This is a genomic window from Sporocytophaga sp. (assembly GCF_017745095.1).
In the GTDB taxonomy this organism is placed as follows: Bacteria; Bacteroidota; Bacteroidia; order Cytophagales; family Cytophagaceae; genus Sporocytophaga.
The window spans coordinates 137451-158274 of sequence record NZ_JAGHZZ010000018.1 but is presented as its reverse complement, the minus strand read 5'-3'; the positions used below and the strand labels follow the sequence as shown (position 1 = coordinate 158274).

The 20824-nt window shown below is 34.5% G+C and carries 19 protein-coding genes and 1 pseudogene; 11 read left to right on the top strand and 9 right to left on the bottom strand.

Features of this window, described 5'->3' with window-relative positions:
- The 3 genes from J7604_RS21115 to J7604_RS21105 form a co-directional block, all read right to left on the bottom strand.
- A partial coding sequence (locus J7604_RS21115; RefSeq protein WP_293900416.1) for a hypothetical protein occupies positions 1-1218 on the bottom strand: 1218 nt, incomplete at its 3' end.
- 362 nt (positions 1219-1580) lie between these two features.
- On the bottom strand, positions 1581-3002 hold the full coding sequence (locus J7604_RS21110) for a PAS domain-containing protein (RefSeq protein WP_293900412.1): 1422 nt from the start codon (positions 3000-3002) through the stop codon (positions 1581-1583).
- A gap of 338 nt (positions 3003-3340) precedes the next feature.
- Positions 3341-3514 carry a T9SS type A sorting domain-containing protein gene (locus J7604_RS21105; protein ID WP_293900409.1) on the bottom strand — a complete coding sequence of 58 codons (174 nt, stop codon included), beginning with the start codon at positions 3512-3514 and terminating at the stop codon, positions 3341-3343.
- Here J7604_RS21105 and J7604_RS21100 point away from each other — a divergent pair.
- Positions 3492-3635, top strand: coding sequence for a hypothetical protein (locus J7604_RS21100; protein WP_293900425.1), 144 nt, complete (start codon positions 3492-3494; stop codon positions 3633-3635). The genes J7604_RS21105 and J7604_RS21100 overlap by 23 nt on opposite strands.
- On the opposite strand, the gene J7604_RS27085 is transcribed toward J7604_RS21100, so the two are convergent.
- Positions 3588-3929, bottom strand: a complete 342-nt coding sequence (locus J7604_RS27085) for a hypothetical protein (protein WP_367113599.1) — start codon at positions 3927-3929, stop codon at positions 3588-3590. The two genes, J7604_RS21100 and J7604_RS27085, sit on opposite strands and share 48 nt — an antisense overlap.
- Positions 3930-4522: 593 nt before the next feature.
- Between J7604_RS27085 and J7604_RS21090 the strand changes: the two genes are divergently transcribed.
- From J7604_RS21090 to J7604_RS21070, 5 genes are all read left to right on the top strand, one after another.
- On the top strand, positions 4523-6502 hold the full coding sequence (locus J7604_RS21090) for a T9SS type A sorting domain-containing protein (RefSeq protein ID WP_293900404.1): 1980 nt from the start codon (positions 4523-4525) through the stop codon (positions 6500-6502).
- 47 nt (positions 6503-6549) lie between these two features.
- A complete protein-coding gene (locus J7604_RS21085; protein ID WP_293900401.1) occupies positions 6550-8538 on the top strand; it encodes a T9SS type A sorting domain-containing protein in 1989 nt (662 codons plus the stop codon).
- 544 nt (positions 8539-9082) lie between these two features.
- Positions 9083-9844, top strand: coding sequence for a helix-turn-helix transcriptional regulator (locus tag J7604_RS21080; protein ID WP_293900398.1), 762 nt, complete (start codon positions 9083-9085; stop codon positions 9842-9844).
- Between the two features lie 72 nt (positions 9845-9916).
- The gene (locus J7604_RS21075; protein WP_293900396.1) at positions 9917-10342 is read left to right on the top strand and encodes a hypothetical protein; all 426 of its coding nucleotides are present in this window, start codon (positions 9917-9919) and stop codon (positions 10340-10342) included.
- 294 nt (positions 10343-10636) lie between these two features.
- Entirely contained in the window at positions 10637-11995 is a 1359-nt protein-coding gene (locus J7604_RS21070) for a DUF1254 domain-containing protein (protein WP_293900393.1), read from the top strand.
- Between the two features lie 251 nt (positions 11996-12246).
- Here the strand turns inward: J7604_RS21070 and J7604_RS21065 are convergent, their stop codons facing one another.
- The 3 genes from J7604_RS21065 to J7604_RS21055 form a co-directional block, all read right to left on the bottom strand.
- Positions 12247-13125: a hypothetical protein gene (locus tag J7604_RS21065; protein WP_293900390.1), complete on the bottom strand. Its 879-nt coding sequence runs from the start codon at positions 13123-13125 to the stop codon at positions 12247-12249.
- Positions 13126-13603: 478 nt separating this feature from the next.
- Positions 13604-14179, bottom strand: a complete 576-nt coding sequence (locus J7604_RS21060; RefSeq protein ID WP_293900387.1) for a hypothetical protein — start codon at positions 14177-14179, stop codon at positions 13604-13606.
- A 26-nt stretch (positions 14180-14205) separates the two neighbouring features.
- Entirely contained in the window at positions 14206-14607 is a 402-nt protein-coding gene (locus J7604_RS21055) for an Imm7 family immunity protein (RefSeq protein ID WP_293900384.1), read from the bottom strand.
- A 709-nt stretch (positions 14608-15316) separates the two neighbouring features.
- On the opposite strand from J7604_RS21055, the gene J7604_RS21050 reads away from it, so the two are divergent.
- Entirely contained in the window at positions 15317-16000 is a 684-nt protein-coding gene (locus J7604_RS21050; RefSeq protein ID WP_293900381.1) for a porin family protein, read from the top strand.
- Positions 16001-16116: 116 nt separating this feature from the next.
- On the opposite strand, the gene J7604_RS21045 is transcribed toward J7604_RS21050, so the two are convergent.
- A complete protein-coding gene (locus tag J7604_RS21045) occupies positions 16117-16416 on the bottom strand; it encodes a hypothetical protein (RefSeq protein ID WP_293900378.1) in 300 nt (99 codons plus the stop codon).
- A 411-nt stretch (positions 16417-16827) separates the two neighbouring features.
- Between J7604_RS21045 and J7604_RS21040 the strand changes: the two genes are divergently transcribed.
- The 4 genes and pseudogenes from J7604_RS21040 to J7604_RS21025 all read left to right on the top strand — a co-directional run.
- Positions 16828-17454 carry a peptidylprolyl isomerase gene (locus J7604_RS21040; RefSeq protein ID WP_293900375.1) on the top strand — a complete coding sequence of 209 codons (627 nt, stop codon included), beginning with the start codon at positions 16828-16830 and terminating at the stop codon, positions 17452-17454.
- Positions 17455-17500: 46 nt separating this feature from the next.
- A complete protein-coding gene (locus J7604_RS21035; protein ID WP_293900372.1) occupies positions 17501-18091 on the top strand; it encodes a hypothetical protein in 591 nt (196 codons plus the stop codon).
- A 60-nt stretch (positions 18092-18151) separates the two neighbouring features.
- On the top strand, positions 18152-18697 hold the full coding sequence (locus tag J7604_RS21030; protein WP_293900369.1) for a transposase: 546 nt from the start codon (positions 18152-18154) through the stop codon (positions 18695-18697).
- 138 nt (positions 18698-18835) lie between these two features.
- Positions 18836-20131, top strand: a pseudogene (locus tag J7604_RS21025) (IS4 family transposase); the annotation flags it as partial.
- On the opposite strand, the gene J7604_RS27080 reads toward J7604_RS21025, so the two are convergent.
- Positions 20132-20347 (bottom strand): transposase, encoded by a 216-nt coding sequence (locus tag J7604_RS27080; protein ID WP_367113598.1) that lies wholly within the window; start codon positions 20345-20347, stop codon positions 20132-20134.
- Between the last annotated feature and the right edge of the window lie 477 nt (positions 20348-20824).

Below are 20824 nucleotides of genomic sequence, written 5' to 3'. Positions count from 1 at the left end.
TGAATATTCGTCGAGTATATTTATTTCTTTTATTCCACCCGTTCCATTTGTAGAACTCCTTAAAAGGCTACTGGATATTAACATCTGAGCATCTGCATTTCCAGCGTTTAATCTATATACTTTTTTGGCACATCCTATTGCTTCGTCAGTATACCCATGGTTATAGAAATATTTGCCAAGTTCTGCATAGTAAAACTGAGTGACTTCACTTTTGAATATAGTATCAGTAATGCTTTGCGAGAAAACTTCAAATGACTTTCTTAAAAAAGTAGTGTCTTGTCGTTCCACAAGGTATTTGTACATGTTCGAACCAAATATTCCTTTACTATCCCTGTTGGCTCCTTCCGTTTTGGCATGGTTGGTATACTCAGCTAGATAATAAAAATGAATGGTTTGAGTAAAGTTTACATTGTTCAATATTTCCCCTAAAAGACTAATCTTAAGAAATTTGTTTTTTTTAGAAGGATAAAGTATATCCGCTTTATAGGTATTCAAATATGCCTTTTCATATTCTTTATTATCAATCGTTTCAACGGCTTCATTGTAGTATTGAATGCCAGCCAGGTTTTGAATAGAGATAGATTCATCTTCTTTATAAAAAAACTCATTGTACGCTTTGTCTATGCCGACTTGATTTACATAATCCCTGCTGAGAAATTTTAATGTTACCAATTGATTTACATAATTTTTTTTCTCTTCGGTTGTAGGAAGAACATAACCAATTCCAGGAAGTGTGGACTCAACTAAAATGTTAAGATTATCAGGATAAGCCACAAGATAAACATGAGTAGGTTTTTCTTTTATCTGAAACGGAATATGGTAATGAGAAAAAACCAGAGCATATAAAGCAGATGCCGAAACACAATTATATGTTCCGTTATCAAATATTTCACTCAGAGTGGTTGATATCTGGTAGTTTTTCAGGAAGTCTGTATGAACTGTTTTGAATATTAACTTTACTTTTTTTGCCTCATGTAAACCTGAGATACCTAAAGCATCCAGTTTCTTATATAAAGATGTAATTTTTTGATTAGTAACATCTACAGATCTAAGGTCTTGAGAAGGTGCTAAGAAAATACCCAAAGTGTCTACTTTGCCGGCTGAATATGAAGTGAATATATTTTTTTCATATTTAGAATTATAAAGTAATGAATCTATATTTTGACAATAACCTTGTAGTATTACTAAAAATAAAAAAATGGTAATAATGACTCGCATAGAAAAGATTTTAAGCATTCAAATTAGGTAATTTTAAGAAATAAGAAAAGCATGATTGTGAGTAGAATATTACATGATCGCTGCTGGATATAATACAATGTGAAATTTTAATTGACATGCAATTATTCATGGGCTTTCCCTGAAAAGTTGTTTTTCTATTAATTCATTTGGTTATAAAAGCTTCCAAATCAAATTAAATACGCACTTTAGGGGTAAACCTTGATGAGGTCTTAGTTGCCTTAAAAGACAGGTATAGTAGCAATAGTGATACAATTTCCATTCTAGAATCTAGGACTATTAGAAGAAATATTCTTATCTATCTTCTCCTTCGTGGCCTTTTCTTTGACAGATCAGGAAGACTCTTATAACTCACCAAAATCTATTTGATTATCTGATGGTGATTTATACGATTGACGGAATAAATAACTCCTTTTATCAATCATTGGACTGAAATCAAAATTTAATGCAGCGCTTGCTTCTCTTTTATTATAATAAATATGATTTAATTCATGTAAAAATTTATCCAATTCATTTGCAACAATATGTAGCTTTCCTGATATTTCACGCAATTCATCTTCGGAAAAATAAGTGTTCTCTACAAGATTAGTAAGCCCTAAAATGGAGGCGATTGGTCTGCGAATGACGTGTGAGATGTCAAATAATATTTGTTCGGTGGTATTGATATAGTTAGCCATAGTCGTAATGTCATGACTAGCGCCGTACCATATCACTTTACCGTCTTTGGTCTTTTCCGGAATGGCCTTTAGCCATCTCCAGCGTATTACATTGTTAACGTATATCCTATATTGAATACTTAAAAAAGTATTCGAATGATATGCGGCCTTCATAGCATCATTAAAACGGATTTTATCTCCTTCGTATAAAACCTCTCTTAATTGTTCAGAATGTTCAACAAGATATTCCAAATCATATGAATGGTTATATTCATCTGTTCCCCGGTTTACAAAAAGTATGTTTGAGTTTCCGTTTTCGTCTATTTCAAACATGTAAGTATTACCAGGAGATTGGTTTGTAATTTTTTTGATGAGTTCTTCATTTTCTTTGATAGCGTTACTAACTCTCCACTGTTTTATAAACAGACCAATGATTCGGGAAAGGATTGTAATAAGTCTTGATTCTTCAAATAAAAAAAACGAATCTCCATAAAGAGGAACTTCATGAAGATATCCGACTTTAAGTATTCCTATTTTTTCTTCTGTACTATCAATGGATTCTTGCATCATCCATTCAGTAGTGACAAAGTTTTTGGTTGCAAAAATTTTCCCGTCTGATAATTCAATTCGAGCAACAGTTGATTCAGGAAACCTCCAGCCATCACATATAGCAGGTAAACAATTCGCCAATGCTTCATCAATATCTGAATACCGAAAAAGTACATGTATTACATTTAAGATAGCCAATTGTTCCTTAACACGCTCTTTTAAATCATGGACAAATTGTTCATTACTTTTTGCGGAATGAAGACAAAGTATATACTTTTCTTTGTTTTCAAATGTGATCACCGTGGAAGTTAGGTGAGTATAAATTCTGGAACCATTTTCTGATTTGATCAAATGAATACTTTTTGTCTCCAGTCCTTTATAGAAATTTTCAAATGAATCATTTGATTGATCAATTAATTTGATAAAATCTGTTCCTTGTAAGGTGTTGTTGGTTATTCCCAGAAATGTCTGAGCTCTTTCATTCATTAACCAAATGGTTCCATTATCATTTAAAACTATGAGTGGAGTAGGTGCACTATCAAAAATTTCTTTATAATTCATCTGTTTGTAATGATATAATACTTGCTGGTAAATTGTTTTTATACTTGGCGGGTATGTATTATTTTGTTTATAAAATATTTACTAATGTAGTCATTTTGAGGTGTATTGACAAATGAGGCTTTAAGGATTAAAAATTATACTTAGGTCTATTCAGGAAAAATTATAGGCTATATCTCATAGTCATAATTCAATGATCACAAATAAACAATGTATTCTCTTAGCTTTAGTAAGTCCCGATTTTCAACAGTCCCTTAATATAATTGAGAAGTCTGTTTATATTGAAAAAAATGAAGCGGGCCCTTTTGAGACCGCCTCTTCTTATTTTACAATTTAGATTTTTATTGTTTGATGATCTGCCTTATCTCGCTTCCATCTTTCGTTTTAATTTCCATTGTATAAATATCTGAAGAGAGGGTTTTCCCAGCTTCACATTCGCCTGTACAAACTGCTGTTTCCTGCAATTGTCCCAAAGAGTTATAAACTAAATATGTGAACGATTCTGTTGCTTCCAATCTGATGTTTGAAGAGAATGGATTTGGGAAATATTTAATTGATGTGTTTGATGTTTCCTCTATAGAAGTAATATCACATGCTAAAATACCGGTGTTTCCTCCGGAACATATTCCACATTAACTGGCCGCCTGTATTTTTTTCCCAACCTACCCAGGCTTCCAGTCTTCCGTTGCTCTTAAGTACAAAGGTGGCATAGTCTGCGCAGAAAATTGCAATGACACTGTCCAAGCCTACCGGAACATTTTGTTGTCCATTATTATTGCTTCCCCAAGAAATAACAGTACCATCACTTGTTAATGCTACCGAATGATATGCCCCTGCTGAAATGGCTATGACCTTTGATAGTCCTGTCGGAACGTTGCATTGGTTCTCTGTATTTCTTCCCCAGGCTACAACTGTACTATCTGACTTTATTGCAAGACAATGGTTGTTTACTGCTGCAATTTTCTTAAACCCGGGTTAAATCTGACGGAATCTGTTTGTCGTTTGGGCAACAATATTGCTAGTTGGATGCTCTATAAATTCTTATAATTCCCCTCTTTTCCTGTCACCATACAGTGCAAAATGGCCTTCGAAATGGTCTTATGTTTATAGATGAAAACCGGCAAGTAACATATGATACGCATCAATACTAGCCTACCTTCTATAAATATTCCATCCTTTAAGGATTATAAAATAATTATCGAAATATACTTCCTTCTTTTAATTCTCCTCCGTGGTTAGAAAGGACTTTAATTCGAATCCTGCCATTCAGTCTTATTACACTGAGACTAGAAAATTTGCTTTCTGAACTCAAAGATGATTTTTATTACCTATTGAATTAGATTTAAATTTTAATTTAAAATTAGGGTCAATTATTTACATGTAAAATCATTGTATAGGAAGTTTTGTAGATATTTTATTGATTTTGTGAGTGTTGAATGGAATTTTTTTATCGGGAATATTTTGCAATGAAACTTTATTTTGTATAATTATAGCAAAATAATTTAACGTAACTACTTATAATTATGAGAAAAATTGAAAAAAAAATTCAGCTATTATTCATTTTAAGTTGTTCATTGTTCGGAATTACTTTTGCACAACCAACCTTAATGAAGTCCATTCCTGTGGGCAGTACAAATTTTGTAAGCACAGAGGGAAGGTTGTTTTTTACAACGGCAGACTCTCTCTGGACATCCAATGGAACTCCAGCCAGCACTTATTTTATTAAAAAGACTGGAGAATCATTTGTAAGGCTTACCAATTTCAGGCTTGGCACTTTTATATACTTTACAACTCTTCAGTCAGATGGAAAAACAGCCTTATGGAGAACTAATGGAACTGGCGCAAATACTACGAAAATTGCTGCCTACTCTAAAATTGACCCATATATTGTTTATGACAACTATTTATATCTGGGAATAAACGATGGTATTCATGGGTATGAATTATGGAAAATCAATCTTTCAAATACATTGACAATGGTGAAGGATATTGTACCAGGATCGGGAAATGGACTAACCGGAAATATAATCATCTCATCTAATACTCTTTATTTTGCTGCCTTAGCAGGGCCTGGAGGTATAAATATTTGGAAAAGCAATGGAACAGAACCAGGAACACTCCTTGCTGTGGACCTGACATTTACAGACCTTTATAATAATTATCTTCAGCTTGAAGATGTCAACGGAAAAATATTTTTTTCCAGAGAATATTTTAATACCAATACAAATTATAATGTAGCGGAATTGTGGGTTAGCAATGGAACTAACGCAGGAACCTATAGACTATTGAAAGATTCCAGCGACTATTATCAATATGATATTCGTTACATGACCTCTTTTAATAATAAATTATATTTTTCGTTTGAGAGAGATCTTAATTGGGCATCAGTAATGTATAGTGATGGAACAGTTAGTGGTACGAAAGGTGTACACTATTTTCAGGACGAGGACTATACAGCTTTATACCAAGTCAAAGAAAACCTTACTTTCACATCTAGAAATAATAATGGAGCTCAAACCCCTTTAAAAAAGGTAGATGGTTTAAATAATACCGTTGTTGATTTCCACGCTTTTGATCTACTTGCACATCAAACATCTCTAGCTTCAACAGGAAAACTACTCTTTTATAATGACGCTAGTGAATCACCATTTTCTATAGATGAGCTTTCTCAAAGTGATCTCACTCCTGAGAATAGCAGAATGTTAAGAGATATTTTTGGTATTTCATATAAAAATGCAGGTAATGCAACTCCTTCAGGTGAAAATATTTATTTCACTACTGAAACTCATTCGAATAGTCCGTTCCGAGTTTTGGATGTAAAATTGTGGTTTTACAATCCTACCAGACCATCAAACAATGTTCCTTACTTTACCTTGGTAGACGCAGGTAATGACACAGATATTGCCTGGCTTAAGGATGGTGATTATGTAATTAAATCTGAAACTCCCGATGTGAACATCCGCTACAACCCCGTTTCGACTCCAGGAAGCGTTGTATTTAAACTGAATGGTGGTATCTATAGAACAGAGAATCAATCTCCTTATGCATTAGCTGGTGATACAGATGGCGATTATAATGTGTTGTCTCTAAGTTCCGGAGTATATGAATTAACTGCCACACCTTATTCTTCTTCAGGCGGAGGAGGGATTGCAGGTACTCCGCTGTCTATTCATTTTACTGTTAGAGATTCTTCTGTTTATACGCCTCCTGCAAGAATGAGTGCAATATCTGATAATCCAGAACCTGTGAGCCTGGAAGCCTATCCTAATCCTTCTACTGATTACTTTACCTTTTCGCTTCTAAGTAAAGAAAATGGAATAGCTAAAGCCGAAATCTATAAGATGGATGGCTCATTGGTACAAACTATACTGGAAGGCAATGTTTCCAAAGGCCAATCTTTAAACTTCATATGGAATGGAGGTACACAGCAACAAGGGATGTATCTGTGCAAGTTTTCTTGTGGGACACAGCAGATGATCAAGAAAATTATCTTAGTGAAGTAGGAATTTGTGGATATAATAAAATCAATTTTAACCTAACTACTTTTATTATGAAAAAGACTTTAAAAATCACTCAGTTAGTAATTCTTTTTAGTTGTTCTTTTTTCGGAATCGCACTTGCTCAGCCTACTTTATTAAAATCTATCCCATCAGGTAGTATCAATTTTGTTAGTTCAGAAGGGAGACTCTTTTTTACCAGTGGAGATTCCCTTTGGACTTCCGATGGGTCTACATCCGGAACTTATTTCATTAAAAAGACCGGAGAACCATTTGTAAGACTTACCAATTTCAGGCTAGGCACTTTTATCTATTTTACAACACAACAGGCTGATGGGAAAACAGCTTTGTGGAGAACTAATGGAACTGGTGCAAATACTACAAAAGTTGCAGCTTATGCACAAATTAACCCATTTGTTGTATATAACAATAATTTGTATCTGGGCATCGATGATGGTATTCACGGATATGAACTTTGGAAACTCAATCTTTCCAATAGCCTTTCTATGGTGAAAGATATTGTACCAGGATCAGGAAATGGTATAGCTTATTATGATATTATTGTATCTTCTAATATTTTATATTTTACAGCTTTTGCAGGACCTGGGGGGATTAATATATGGAAAACCAATGGAACAGAATCAGGGACTGTCCTTGCTGTGGATTTACCTTTCACTGATGTTTATTATAACGGACTTGGACTCAAAGATGTCAATGGTTCCATTTATTTTGCAAGGCATTATAAACTAGAACAAAGCATTAGTGATACCGGTGTAGAGTTATGGATAAGTAATGGTACTACTGCAGGAACGAACTTACTTTATACGTATGAAGATGAATATACTTCTTATTCAATAGGACAATTCACTTCCTTGAATGGAAAATTAATTTTCTTGAATACCTGGAACAATGAGTATGTAACCTTATGGACAAGTGATGGTACTATAAATGGCACCGTTGAAATTACTGCACTTTTTTTTGATGATGCGATTTCACCGTTTTTTCAGGTGAAAGATAAACTAGCCATTACTTCCATAAATAACAATAACTTTCAGAATCCATTTATTAAAACAGATGGAACAGAAGAAGGCACAATTTACTTTCATAATTTCGGACCTTATTCAAGCTTAGCAAAGCCTGCAACAACAGGGAAGTTCCTTTTCTTTAATGATCTGATACCGCTTCCGGGTGGCGATTTAGAAGATGAACTTTTTCAAAGTGATCTGACACCAGAGAATACAAAATCCTTAAGATCTCTTTTTGGTACCTCATTTGAATATTCAGGAAACATAACTCCTGCAGGCGAAAATATTTATTTCACGACAAACCCATATATATATCCTGGTGTCCGGGATCTGAAGTTATGGAGTTACAATCCAAATAAGCCTTTAGGTAACGTTCCTTATTTTACTTTGGTTAATGCAAACTCAGATACTGATATTGCATGGTTAAAAGACGGTGACTATATTTTCACTTCTGAAACTCCACAAATAAATATACGTTACAATTCCATAAGCATGCCTGGAAGCGTTGTGTTTAAATTGAATGGAGGTATATACAGAACAGAGAATCAGCCACCTTATTCATTGGCAGGTGATACAGATGGCGATTATAATATATGGCCTCTAAGTACCGGTGTATATGAGTTAACAGCTATACCTTACTCTTCCGCAGGAGGAGGAGGGACAGCTGGTACTCCACTAACTATTCATATTACAGTTAAAGATTCTTCTGTTTTCTCTTATTCTGCAAGAAAGGGTGAAATTCTTGATAATTCAGAATCTACAAATATAGAAGCTTACCCTAATCCATCGCCTGATTATTTCAACTTCTCTATTTTAAGTAAAGATAATGGAATAGCTAAAGCAGAAATCTATAAGATGGATGGCTCATTGATACAAACTATACTGGATGACAATGTAACAGAAGGTCAATCCGTATACTTCTCATGGAATGGTAATGCTCATCAGCAGGGTATGTATTTATTCAAGTATTCTTGCGGTTCACAGTCAATTACCCGAAAGATAGTTTTGACTAGATAAGCTTTTGAAGAATCTTCTTGGTGAGATGAAGCCCTTTCTATGGCCTGTCCCCCGACAGGCCACTAATGGACAGCAACTTTAAAACCTATCTAAAAAAATGAGTTAGGTTGAATATCATCTTTTCTTTTTTTCATAGAAACAAGCGAGGAGATTAATGACCTAATCAAAGATAATCTGGTCTATCCACTAATTGCCTGATCTGGGATTTATTGGCTAATAGGATAGGCAGGATTATCATTGATTAAGAAGTAAGTTTTGTGAAAAGAGACAACAGATACTGCCAATTAGGCTTCAATTATAAAGTTTTGTAATTCAATAAATCTTTCCATCTATACAAAAATTATCCAGTGTATCTCATAATCCTACAAATCCCAGTTCCGACTATTAGTAGCTAATCCTGTATATCTCCTCATGCCATAAATCCCAGTTCTGTTAGTGTGAATTAATATATCAGATTTGATTTCTATTCTCAGATAAAATTGTTAATTTGATTATAGTTAAGCAAAAGTAGTATATAAAATTCTAATAGTGAATCACAGCATTGATGAATATTCAGCGCTATAGCCCCACCGAAAGTCTGAAGCCTTTTATAAAAGGTTATATAATCATTGAAAGTAAAGAAGAAACTGAGAACTTAATTCTTCCAGATACTTCCATGGTTATGTCAATAAGATATAAAGGAAGCGTTTCTATCAATGACAATAAATTGCCCGGAGCTATCCTTTCCGGATTAAGGCATACCCATAGAAATGTAAGGTATAGTTCGGATTCGGGAAATGTTCTTATTGCATTTGAACCTGGTGGCGTTGCTGCCTTTTTTGAAGAGCCTTTGCATGAATTAGTAGAGATAAGTGTACCTCTCGACAGTTTAAAGAATTATATAAACTCCAATGAGGTTTGTGAACAGTTGCATTATGCATCGGATAATGCAGAAAGAATATCCATTGTTGAACGAATGTTGATTTTAAAAATAAGAAATCAAAAGTTTGACGCGTTGGTTTTTCACGCAGTAGAGAAGATTAGAAAAGATCCTTGTAACATGAGAATAAAGGAGCTTCTTGAAACTTTAAATATCAGTCGTGATGCGTTTGAAAAAAGATTTCGACGCACTATCGGAACTACACCAAAACAATTTTCCAATATTGTCCGAATGAAATCAGTGATTGAAAAAGGTAAAGAGTTTAACAGTCTCACTGATCTCGCTTATGAATCAGGATATTTCGATCAAGCGCATTTTAATAAAGAATTTAAATTGTTTACCGGGCAAACACCTTCTGTTTTTTTTAAATCTACACCATTATGGTAAATCAATGATTTTTTACAATTTCTGCTAGTGTCATCAGAGTACCTTTGTTTAAGTAATTAAAATATAAGGCGAATGAAAAAGGTATTCCATGTTTTATCTCTTGCATTAATGATGTCCACCTTTTGTAATGGACAGGCAAAAGAAACAACTAAAAATCAGACACAAAAACAGAACAGTAACATGACAAAGCAGATATTTATTGATAAATTCTTTATTCCGGAAAGCTCAGTTGAACAGTTTATTAAAAAGACGAGCTATAACCGAAGCTTCATAAAAAATCTTCCAGGTTTCATCAAAGACGAAATGTACACGCAAAGGGATGAGAATGGCAATTTGATTCTTATAACAATTGCAACCTGGGAAAATCAAAATTATTTAATCAGCGCCAAAAGTGCCGTTCAGGAGGAGTATAAAAGGAAAAATTTCAATCCTGCAGAATTTATGCAACAACTTGGGGTGAAAATGGAAAGAGGTGTGTTTACGGAATATCAGGATTGATCATTTCCAGGGTGACCTGTACCATTAATCTAAAGGATATTCTGAACTGGGATTCATGGGATTAAAGTATAGACAGGATTATCTTTAATTTAGAAAAAAGTTTTATGAAAGTTAGCTGCATATATACTGTCAATTAGGCTTCAATTATAAATTCCTGTAATCTTTAAATCTTTCCACTTGCTGTATTGATAATCCTGTCTATCTCCTTATCTCATAAATCTCTGTTCAGAATTGTGTTGGAACAACAGTTTTTGTCCTTATGTTATGACCTTATAAAGAAACTTACAAGCTAAGATGGAAGGGAATAGGAATGAAGTAGCTCAGGCAGAAAAAGCAAGGCTTGCTGAGACGAGTAAGGATATAATCAAAGATTTATACATATATGCTTACCCACTTGTCACTATGGAAATGACAAGGAGAATAATGACCAATACAGAAACATCAAACGGAAAATTTGCTCCTATGGGGCAATTTGCAAAACTTAGAGAATATCCGACTTCAGAAGATAAAGAAGTAACAGCTCCCAATGCCGATACACTTTATACTTTAGCCTGGTTAGATCTTTCTAATGAACCTTATATTTTGCAAGTTCCCGATTTTAATGGCCGTTATTTTATGTTGCCAATGTTAAGCGCATGGACAAATGTATTTGCAGTTCCTGGTACCAGAACTACCGGTACTGATGCACATACTTATGCCTTAACTGGTCCGGGATGGAGTGGAACATTACCGGATAATGTAAAAGAAATAAAGGCTCCTACCAATATTGTATGGATATTAGGAAGGATATATTGCAGTGGCACCGAGGAAGACATCAATGAGGTACACGAACTTCAGGATCAGTTAATATTGACACCTTTAAGTTTTTATGGGAAACAATATAAAGCTCCATCAGGCAAAGTTGATCCTTCGGTAAACATGGAAAAAGCTGTAAGAGATCAGGTGGATGCGCTCTCTGTTCAGGATTACTTTAACATCTTTACTAAGATGCTGGAAAATAATCCGCCTTCAAAGGATGATACTTCGGCCACAAAGATATTAACCAAACTGGGAATAGTTCCCGGAGGTGAATTTGATATAAATAATCTCACAGATATAACAACTCAGGAGCTGAAAGAGATTCCTTCTATAGCTCAGAAGGAGATAATAGGTTATCTCAAAGATGCAACTCAGTTAATTGATGGTTGGTCTGTAACAAAACAGACTGGAGAATATGGAACTCAATATCTGCTACGTGCTTTAGTGACGGCAATCGGATTAGGAGCAAACAGACCGGAGGATGCTATTTATCCCGTAGGAAAGGGAGATGCGAATGGAGACATATTCAATGGTAGCAATAAATATGTCATCCATTTTGAGAAAGATCAGTTCCCTCCTGTAAAAGGATTTTGGTCGCTTACAATGTATGATTCCAGCTACTTTTTTGTTGACAATGAAATAAACCGTTATACACTAAGCTCAAGATTTGATTTCATTTACAATAAAGATGGATCTCTGGATTTATACATACAGCAGGAGTATCCTGGAAAGGAAAAAGAAAACAATTGGCTTCCTGCTCCCAAAGGAGATTTTATACTTATGTTCAGATTTTACTGGCCGGATAAATCAATCATTAATAACAAGTGGACGATACCTCCGGTAAAGAAGGTATAAACTGATCGTTTTAGATTGGGATTAATAGGGATTATGAGATATGAAAAATAGTCCTGTGTCTGTCAATTGTCTGAACTGGGATTTATGGGTAACAGGATAAACAGGATTACCTTTGATTAAGAAAGAAGTTTGATGAAAAGTGGTTACATCAGTTATGTTAGAAACTTAACTGATGTAACTGGATAAATCTTTCTTTCTACTGAAGAAATATTCCTGTCTGTCCCCTCATCCTATAAATCCCAATTTAGTTTTCATTGTCTCTTTTTCGGGCCATAAAAAGACTTTGATTCCTTTGGCTTTTGGGGAGTGGATTCCTTTCCAGGTACCAGCTCGCCGTTTTTATTTTCTTGAGGTTTTATAAGTCTTATTTTAGGCGTTGATTTGGAAGGTCGCTCAGTTGGTTCTGGCGGACTCATAGATATACTTACCCTTGGCAGTCTGAATAAAAGCCCCAGCTGTGCAGAAATTAAAGAAGGTACAGCTTCTCTTTTGGTGTGATAATAATAGGGCGTTGAATATGAAAAATGATCAAGATCGGTGAAAGCAGTTTTTTTCGTGCCCTGGTAGAAAGTTATTTTTGCATCAACCATAAACCATTCGGTAACTTGAATCAGATATCCGGCCGATATTCCGAAAATAGACATGTTCTCCTGATAATTACCTCTGGACTTACTATAGAAAGAAGGAATCAAGTTTCTAGATATGCTTTCATGTGATGAGAAGTTGCCCAGTCCGAAGCTAAGTTCCAGGTATGGTTTGAATATTTGTTTTTTTTCAAAAGTAAATTTCCCAAGGAGCGTGAAGTAGGAAAAAGTATTATAGAAACGCTGAACACTTCGCAGACTATCGTGAGCCGTAAGGTTAAAATCTCGAGAACCCAGTCCTGATACTCCTGCATTAGCTCCAATTCTCAAAGAGTAGGGGAGCTGTTTAAATACAGGAAGTTTTTTTGAAAGATAAGAAAAGGAAATGCCCGGGCCTGCTTTATAATTTTCTCTTTGAAATCCGAAGATAGGAACAAAGTAGTTTCCATTTACTCCCAGGAATGCCCTGTTTATAGTGTTTTCCTGAGCAAAAGATAGAGCAGGAATGAAAAATAAAAAAAGGATAAAGATAAAGTCTTTTTTCATAGTTAGCAGTTGAAATGATTCGATTAAAATATCACATAGTCTCTAGAATAAAAAAACACGCTTAGGGGTGAATCAATAAAAATGCCAATGTTGTATATCTACTCTCAGGTAGATCTGAAAACCTCAATTTAATTGCTGCTAAATTGTTTGAATCGGGATTGATTGGGTTAGTTGATTTGTGGAACTATTCTTGTGTAAGATTTAAGCTGTGAGAGGAAGGTGGAAAGCCTTCTTTGGTAGCGGCTGAAGGCGATGCAAGGTTTTAAAATGATAATTAAGTGGATTTGGTTTTTATAAATACGATCATGAATAAAATGTTATCAGGCCTTTTAGCATCTTTATTTTTTTAGTTGTTCCAAGCCCATTACTATAGAACAGATTTCATTTAAGAATGGTGAAGGTTATCTTGAAGACCTTTGAAAGTTTCTTCAGTAGTTCGGATCCTATTCCGTGGCCTGTAGTGGAGCAGGAGTGATTGTTAATTACATTCACTCCAGAAATCAATTATTTTCTTCGGTTCTGTTAACGGTTCAAAGTCTTCTGATAAACTAAAGTTAAATTCATGGGCAAAATAAGTTGCCAGATCATAACCATAATAGATGATATCCATTTGATAAACAGAAAACACAGGGTTTCCATTTTCTTTTGGATGCGCAGGAATGTAACGATGCGAATAAATTGGTATTAATTTAGGATAAGTCAAATAATGCTGATTGGCAATTGCAACCTGCTCCTCAAAATTTTTGGGCTTTGTACCCCAACTGTCAAACCAAAAATCATTTTCTTTCAAATCGAACAGCATTCCATTTAATGGCCAATCAAGTCGGTCAGAAATTTTGTCTGCTTCTTCCTTCGACGTTAGTCCAAGTCTCCAGTTTAAAAATTTGTCGGAAATGGGTAAGGCGGTTTGTAAAAACAGTCTTAAGTCAGGTGGAAATTCTAAACTGAATTTTATTTCTATTTGTAAGACTTCATCATCTTCCAGTCCGGTTATGAAATGCACTCCTTTACCTGTTAAAAGTTGAATGAGTTGTCTGGCTTGTTTGGTTGTCATGGGTTATGCTGAAAATTAGATTTTAATTATGAACGTTTTTCATCTTCAACTGTTGGATAATAAGGAGACAAAAAGATGTCTTCAAGTTCGTTAACTTTTCCTTTTGCCATCCTGAATACCATAAATTTGTTGTGATTTCCCCGGTCGTCCTCATCGTCGTGTACATATAAGAGTCCATAAGAACCAATGGCAATGCTGGCAACCCATATAAAAAAATCAATTAGTTGGTTGTTTCTATGGTTATGATTTCCCTGGATTGTTAAGTGAATGGCGCCATTCATATATCTCTGGTCCAAAAACTCATTGCAAGTTTTGATTTCTATCATCTTTTTCCTGATTTCCTGGACAAGCTCTCTTAGTTTGTTTTCGTCTTCGCCTTCTTCATTATAAGATTCTCTTATTATGGCCCAACCGGAATATTGTATCATATATTTAACTAATTCTTTATCCAAATTTAGGATTAGTTTCCCAGATATCTTTCATCAAGCAGCGGCATCTTTTGGCAGACAATTAAAGAAAGATTTTTAGCACTTCGGATCTACTCTTTAGCAGTTCGTAACTACTATTTTGTAGTTCGGATCTACTCTTTAGTACTTCGGAACTTCATCGTCGAACCTTGGAAGTCCGATATAGCACCTCTGAAGTCCGTCGTTGAACCTCAGAGGTCCGACTGAGGACCTTGGAACTACGTCGTTGAACCTCGGAAGTGCTCTTTAGTACCTCGGAACTACGTCGTCGAAGCTCAGGGGTCCGACGAAGTACCTCGGAGCTACGAAATCGTACTGCCGCAGTACGATTTGGACAAGTGTGGGAAATATTTTTGGTGAAAATTTTGACTCGCAAAGGACCTATAAAAGCTTATGGTTAAATATTAACTGGTGCGAATTGTAATGAGTTAATTTGTGATAGAAGGGAAATTCAGGGTGAAATTTATCTGATAACTAGATACCTTAAAATAAAAGCCAAAAGGAGAATGTTTATTTTTTAATCGTTTTAATGCCTTTTCTTTACAAGAAGGCTATTGTGTCAAATAAGTTTATTAATTTGTACTAATAATTTGGTCACAGGACAAATATTAGTTTTTATACAAATTATTATTTTGCCCAATCCGAATAAAATTAACTTTTTAATTAAAATATGAAAAAATCAATTATCTGTTCCCTGTTATTCATTCTTTCATTTGTTTCAATATCTGAAGCTCAATCACAAAATAAAGGGTTCTATCTAGGTTTAAATGGTTCGCTCGACAGGTCCGATCTAGACGTAACCGGAGGAAGAAAAGATTTAAGAAAGTCATTGGAAAAGGAGGGTAAGCCAAAATTGGGGTACACTTTAGGGGTAGATTTAATATATCGTTTTAATGATAAAATAGCTATCGAAACAGGAGTTTTTTATTCAAATAAAGGGAGCAAATCTGAAATTAATATACAAAGCTTTGACTCTGTTTTTGCAGGAGGATATATAAAATCAACTTCAGTACTTCATTATATTGATCTCCCAATAAAGGCTAACTTTTATGTTCTTAGAAAAAGGAAAATACAGATATTTTTAGCGGGAGGACTTGCTGCTAATTTTTTATTAAAGCATCATACTAAACTTCAAACCAATATTCCAAATCTAATTTATATAGATAATACTCAAAAAATTGGGGTAAGCGTATTGGGTTCCTTAGGCTTGGATCTGCCTGTTACATCCAGAATGTTTGTTCGTGTAGAGCCAATATTCAGAAGGAGTCTAACACGAATAAGCAAATATGATGGTCCGATAAAATCATATCTATATAATCCCGGATTAAGTTTTGGTGTTTATTATAAACTATAAATTTTCCTTTACAAATAAAAAAAATCTCTGACCTGCACCATACTTATTCGCAGGTCAGAGACCACTTTCAAATAATTCAAATCCTCATTCGCATCGCCAGATGCACTACATTCAAATTACCCTGCTTTCCTCATTTCATTATCTGCATGTGTTAAAAAATCATACAGCAGATAAAAGTTCTCTGATGTTACTTTGAGATCAGAGTCGTAGACGTCGTTTTCAGCATAATAGATGTACATAAAAAAGACATAGATCACTGTTTGCATCAATTCCTGCGGAGGAACTAGCTGAAGTAGTTCGTCGAGCTGGTCGATGATTTGCTGGTTGAGAACAGTGTCTTCTTTCAGGACAATTGTCTGTTGGTTTTCCTGATTTTTCCCCATAGTTGTTTTGGTTGTTTTAGTGCTTCGTTCCAAAAGCGGTTTAGTTTAAACAAAAAAATATTGCGTGGAACATTAGCTACAACTCCTAGGTACCGGCGAAGGAAACCCGAATAAAATAGCTAAGTCCACGCAATAGCGGAACACTAGCTATTCTTTTATTCTTAAATTTTTCGCCGGTTTTAGGAGAAAGAATAGGCTAACGCAATATTTTTATATGTAAAAGTTTTTAGTCTGGTGTCTGGTCTATATTGTTTTGTTTTATATGAATCGCAAAGATAGAAAAAAAGTTTAAAGTTAAAAGCTTAAAGGTCAAAGTTGAAGCTTGAAATACCAAGCTATGAGGTAGCCGGAGTTTCTATAGCTTTGGAAAATATTGTAAATTAGTATGTATAAGTAAAAGTCATTTGGAGGACAGTCTTCAAACAAACAAGCTTATCACAACTAATGAAAACTTTTGCAATTCTGGTAGTATCAATTTTTATTACACTCAATTTGAATGGACAATCCTTTAATGAAGCTAAGAAAGCTTTAACGAAAATAAATAGTTTAGATCAAATAGATCAATTACGTGCTCAGCATCCGAAATGGACTATTTCTACTGACCTTACATTGGAATCTGATAGCAGTGAGTTTCCGGATATCGTTAAAGCTAATGTAGGGGATATCCTTAAAAAACAATATATACCACAAGGACCAACTTACCTGATTAAGATCCTGGAAGAACGGGAAGAAGAGCTTTGTAAAGTGAAATACGTTTTCCTCGATGGCAGAGGAACGCTTTCCAAAGAAAAGATAGATTCACTAAGAACAGTAATAATAGATCGATACAACAACGGTGACTATTTTGGAACACTGGTTAAAGACTATAATATGGACAGCAATCAGACGGGGGAGCTGGATTGGTTTTATAAAGGGATATTTGTTGACGAATTTGATTCGGCAGTTCGGAAAAGAAAACAAGGAGATTTGTTTACCGTGGATGTGGATGATGAAAAATGGTATTATGTAGTTTTAAAAACTCATGATAATAAAATGGAAAAAGCAAAAATTGGTGTTATGATCCAATACTAAAAAGAGTTTTATTATAGTCTGTATTTGAGTGATAACAGTAATTAATATGAAACACACATTAATCCTTATCGGAATCTTATTTATAATAATCACCACTACAAATGCCCAGGCTCAGAGTGATAATGATTTTTTAAGTCTTATTAAAAGTTATGAAGTTGATAGTTTACCTTTTTGCACAAAGTATTCGGAAGAAGCTAAATCAAATATTGAAAGCTATAGTTTTGATGTTAATCAAAGTCGGGATGGATACCCTGGTGATGAAACAGTAAGTAACTTACTTGTCAGGAAGTTTTTTTTAGGAGGAAAGAAAGACGTATATGTTACGAATATTTGGGACGGTGATACTATTGAGGTAGAGTCAATAGATAATTTTCTGGAGTCTAATATAATCTATATAAGCAATGTGGTTGTTAAAGCTCAGAAATATGTAGGAGTCGTTTGGGGCAGAGAAGAAGAAGAAGGATCAGAAATGTATTTCTGTACATTCACTAAAAAGAGCGAATTAATTTCAAAGATCTCACTTGGATTTTATATGCATGCAGGCTCCTATACTACTGACGAAGACGGAGGAAGAGCTCCTTTTTTTGCAGAGAAAACCCCAATAGTCCTCGTTTGCAACGAGGATTTCCGAGAATAGCGATTGTATCGCTATTTATTTTATTACTTTTGCAATTCAACCAAATAATTTTTTACAGCTATGGCAGGAGACAGATACTTCATTTCTGATCAACATGTTCCTTATTTTATTACCTGTACAGTAATAAAATGGATAGATTTATTTACCAGAAAAGACTACCGTGATATCATTGTTGATTCTTTAAATTATTGTTCCAGGGAAAAGCATGTTACAATTTATGCTTGGGTGATAATGAGTAATCATATACATTTGGCATTAAAAGCTTCGCCACCAGGGGATATGTCTTCGTTTCTCAGAGATTTTAAGAAATATACATCAAAGAAGTTTATTACAACTATGGATTCTATTAATGAGAGCAGATCTGAATGGTTGAAAGATAAGTTTTCTTTTGAAGCAAAGAGAACTAGACGAGCTGAAAATTATAAAATATGGATGGATAGCAATCATGCTATTGAACTAGCCAGTATTGATATAATGGAAAAGATAAATTACATACATAATAATCCAGTTCGAGCTGGATTGGTGGAGAATCCGGAATATTATTTACACAGCAGCGCCAGGGATTATGCAGGAAGAAAGGGGCTGGTAAAGGTGAGTGTTATTTGAGATGGCGATACAATCGCCATTCTCGGAAATCCTCGTTGCAAACCATAGCCGTCAGGTTAAGGATGCAAGTTATTGAATTAGAGGAAGAAATCCGAACTTAAAAAAACTCTTACTAGTTATTTTTCCGAAAGGTTTTCCCCAAGCCGTATAGAAACAATAGCACGTGAAACAGGCTTCTGTAAGCGGAAGAGAAAGCTTTCCCCGGTTCAATTTATCCAAACGTTATTATTTAAGAATTTTGACGGAAGTAAACAGAGCTTGAATGATCATGTGGTACAGCTGACTTCGGAAGATAATACTATTATTAGAAAACAAAGTCTGGATGAAAGATTTACCAAATCGTCTGTAGAATTTGTTAAGCAGGTCTTAATTGATCAACTTCATTCAAATAGCAAACTTCAAAAACTACCTTTTCTGGATTCTTTTAATCATGTTTATATTCAAGATTCAACTAAATTTAAATTACCTCATTCTTTTAAAGATATATATCCAGGCTATCATCAGTCAGGAGCTAGCATTCAACTAGTATTGGATATTAAACACAATAAGTTTAGTCACCTCAGCATTCATCCACAAACCTATAATGATGTAAGAGAAGCAAACAATATTAAATGGATATCTCCTGGCTCCCTTGTTATAAGAGATTTAGGTTATTTTTCACTGGATGGTTTTAAAGCAGTAGAAGATAGTAAGTCATTTTTCTTATCCAGATTACAACCTCGTTCTGCTTTATTTGAATGCAAAGACGAAAGTTATATAAGGTTTGATATGGATAAATTATTGAGAAGAATGAAGAAGTATAAACTTCAATATATCGAAGAGTATTTGTATCTAAGCCATGAGTATAAGCTTCCAGTAAGAGTCTGTTTTTCTCTTGTTCCTAAATCGGTAAGAGAGCAAAGATTGAGAGATAGAGAGAAGACTAATAAAGGCAGAGGCTGGAAACCTTCCAAGGAATATGATGTTTGGACTTGGTTCAATGCTTACATAACAAACGCTGACAGTATAAGAATTCCTGCTTCTATCATTCCAGAAATATATAGATATCGTTGGCAAATTGAATTAGTATTTAAAACATGGAAAAGCAATTATCATCTTGAAAAAATGAAGTCTATGAAAACAGAACGTATGGAATGCTACCTATACTCCTTAATTCTAAAGACTCTTTTGCATAGAAATGTCATGAATGCATGTAGTCCAGTTATCAAAGACAAGATGAATCAAAATTCAGATATTAGCTTTATGAAGTTTGTCAAATTGATAATAATATTAGACAAAGGAGTGCATAATATGGTGCGGCAAATGCCTCACGCTGTAGATGACTTTATTAATATTTTAGATAAGCAAAATAAATCAATGTTAATGAAAGATGTAAAGCGAAAACCTGCTAATTTTGTGTCATTAGCAAGTGGAGCCCAGCTTGTTAATAACTAATCAATGGGCAATATAAAAATATGAGACTTCTCCCTGAAAAAGGGGGCAAATCCTTAACCTGACGGCTATGGATACAATCGCGCGATAGCCCACGAGGAGGACAATGCGGGACAGCTGATTATTGCTTTCATTAAAATATATAATAAAATGAACATGATTTGGCATAATTACATATCCCAATATTGAACACTTGTATTTATTGCACACAAAGGTCATACTATCCTCAATCAGAGCATAGCTGTTTGAAAACTTGATCAAATGATACCAATTAACACATGTTGTTGTGACAAAGAAGCAATTGTGTTCTTTATATAAATAGCGGTTTCGCAATCCCATAGCTTTGGTCGTAAAAAATGATTTGATTTGCTAAATTTACTAAATGAATTGGAAAATTATGTTCTTGTATATCAAAAATGGTAACATAAGAGATAGAGTGTCAGGTCGAAAGACCTGACACCACGGGAATAGCGGTTTCGCAATCCCATAGCTTTGGTCGTTTTAAAAAATGATTTACCAAATTTAGTAAATGAACCGGGAATTTATCTTCTTGAATATTAAAAATGATAACATAGGAGATAGAGTGTCAGGTCGAAAGACCTGACACCACGGGAAAAAATGATTTACCAAATTTAGTAAATGAACCGGGAATTTATCTTCTTGAATATTAAAAATGATAACATGGGAGATAGAGTG

What these genes read in the sequence shown, in the direction of transcription:
- J7604_RS21110 (WP_293900412.1), bottom strand. Translation starts at nt 3,002, where the DNA reads ATGAATTATAAAGAAATTTTTGATAGTGCACCTACTCCACTCATAGTT.
- J7604_RS21090 (WP_293900404.1), top strand. Translation starts at nt 4,523, where the DNA reads ATGAGAAAAATTGAAAAAAAAATTCAGCTATTATTCATTTTAAGTTGT.
- J7604_RS21085 (WP_293900401.1), top strand. Translation starts at nt 6,550, where the DNA reads ATGAAAAAGACTTTAAAAATCACTCAGTTAGTAATTCTTTTTAGTTGT.
- J7604_RS21080 (WP_293900398.1), top strand. Translation starts at nt 9,083, where the DNA reads ATGAATATTCAGCGCTATAGCCCCACCGAAAGTCTGAAGCCTTTTATA.
- J7604_RS21075 (WP_293900396.1), top strand. Translation starts at nt 9,917, where the DNA reads ATGAAAAAGGTATTCCATGTTTTATCTCTTGCATTAATGATGTCCACC.
- J7604_RS21070 (WP_293900393.1), top strand. Translation starts at nt 10,637, where the DNA reads ATGGAAGGGAATAGGAATGAAGTAGCTCAGGCAGAAAAAGCAAGGCTT.
- J7604_RS21065 (WP_293900390.1), bottom strand. Translation starts at nt 13,125, where the DNA reads ATGAAAAAAGACTTTATCTTTATCCTTTTTTTATTTTTCATTCCTGCT.
- J7604_RS21060 (WP_293900387.1), bottom strand. Translation starts at nt 14,179, where the DNA reads ATGACAACCAAACAAGCCAGACAACTCATTCAACTTTTAACAGGTAAA.
- J7604_RS21055 (WP_293900384.1), bottom strand. Translation starts at nt 14,607, where the DNA reads ATGATACAATATTCCGGTTGGGCCATAATAAGAGAATCTTATAATGAA.
- J7604_RS21050 (WP_293900381.1), top strand. Translation starts at nt 15,317, where the DNA reads ATGAAAAAATCAATTATCTGTTCCCTGTTATTCATTCTTTCATTTGTT.
- J7604_RS21040 (WP_293900375.1), top strand. Translation starts at nt 16,828, where the DNA reads ATGAAAACTTTTGCAATTCTGGTAGTATCAATTTTTATTACACTCAAT.
- J7604_RS21035 (WP_293900372.1), top strand. Translation starts at nt 17,501, where the DNA reads ATGAAACACACATTAATCCTTATCGGAATCTTATTTATAATAATCACC.
- J7604_RS21030 (WP_293900369.1), top strand. Translation starts at nt 18,152, where the DNA reads ATGGCAGGAGACAGATACTTCATTTCTGATCAACATGTTCCTTATTTT.
- J7604_RS27080 (WP_367113598.1), bottom strand. Translation starts at nt 20,347, where the DNA reads ATGACCTTTGTGTGCAATAAATACAAGTGTTCAATATTGGGATATGTA.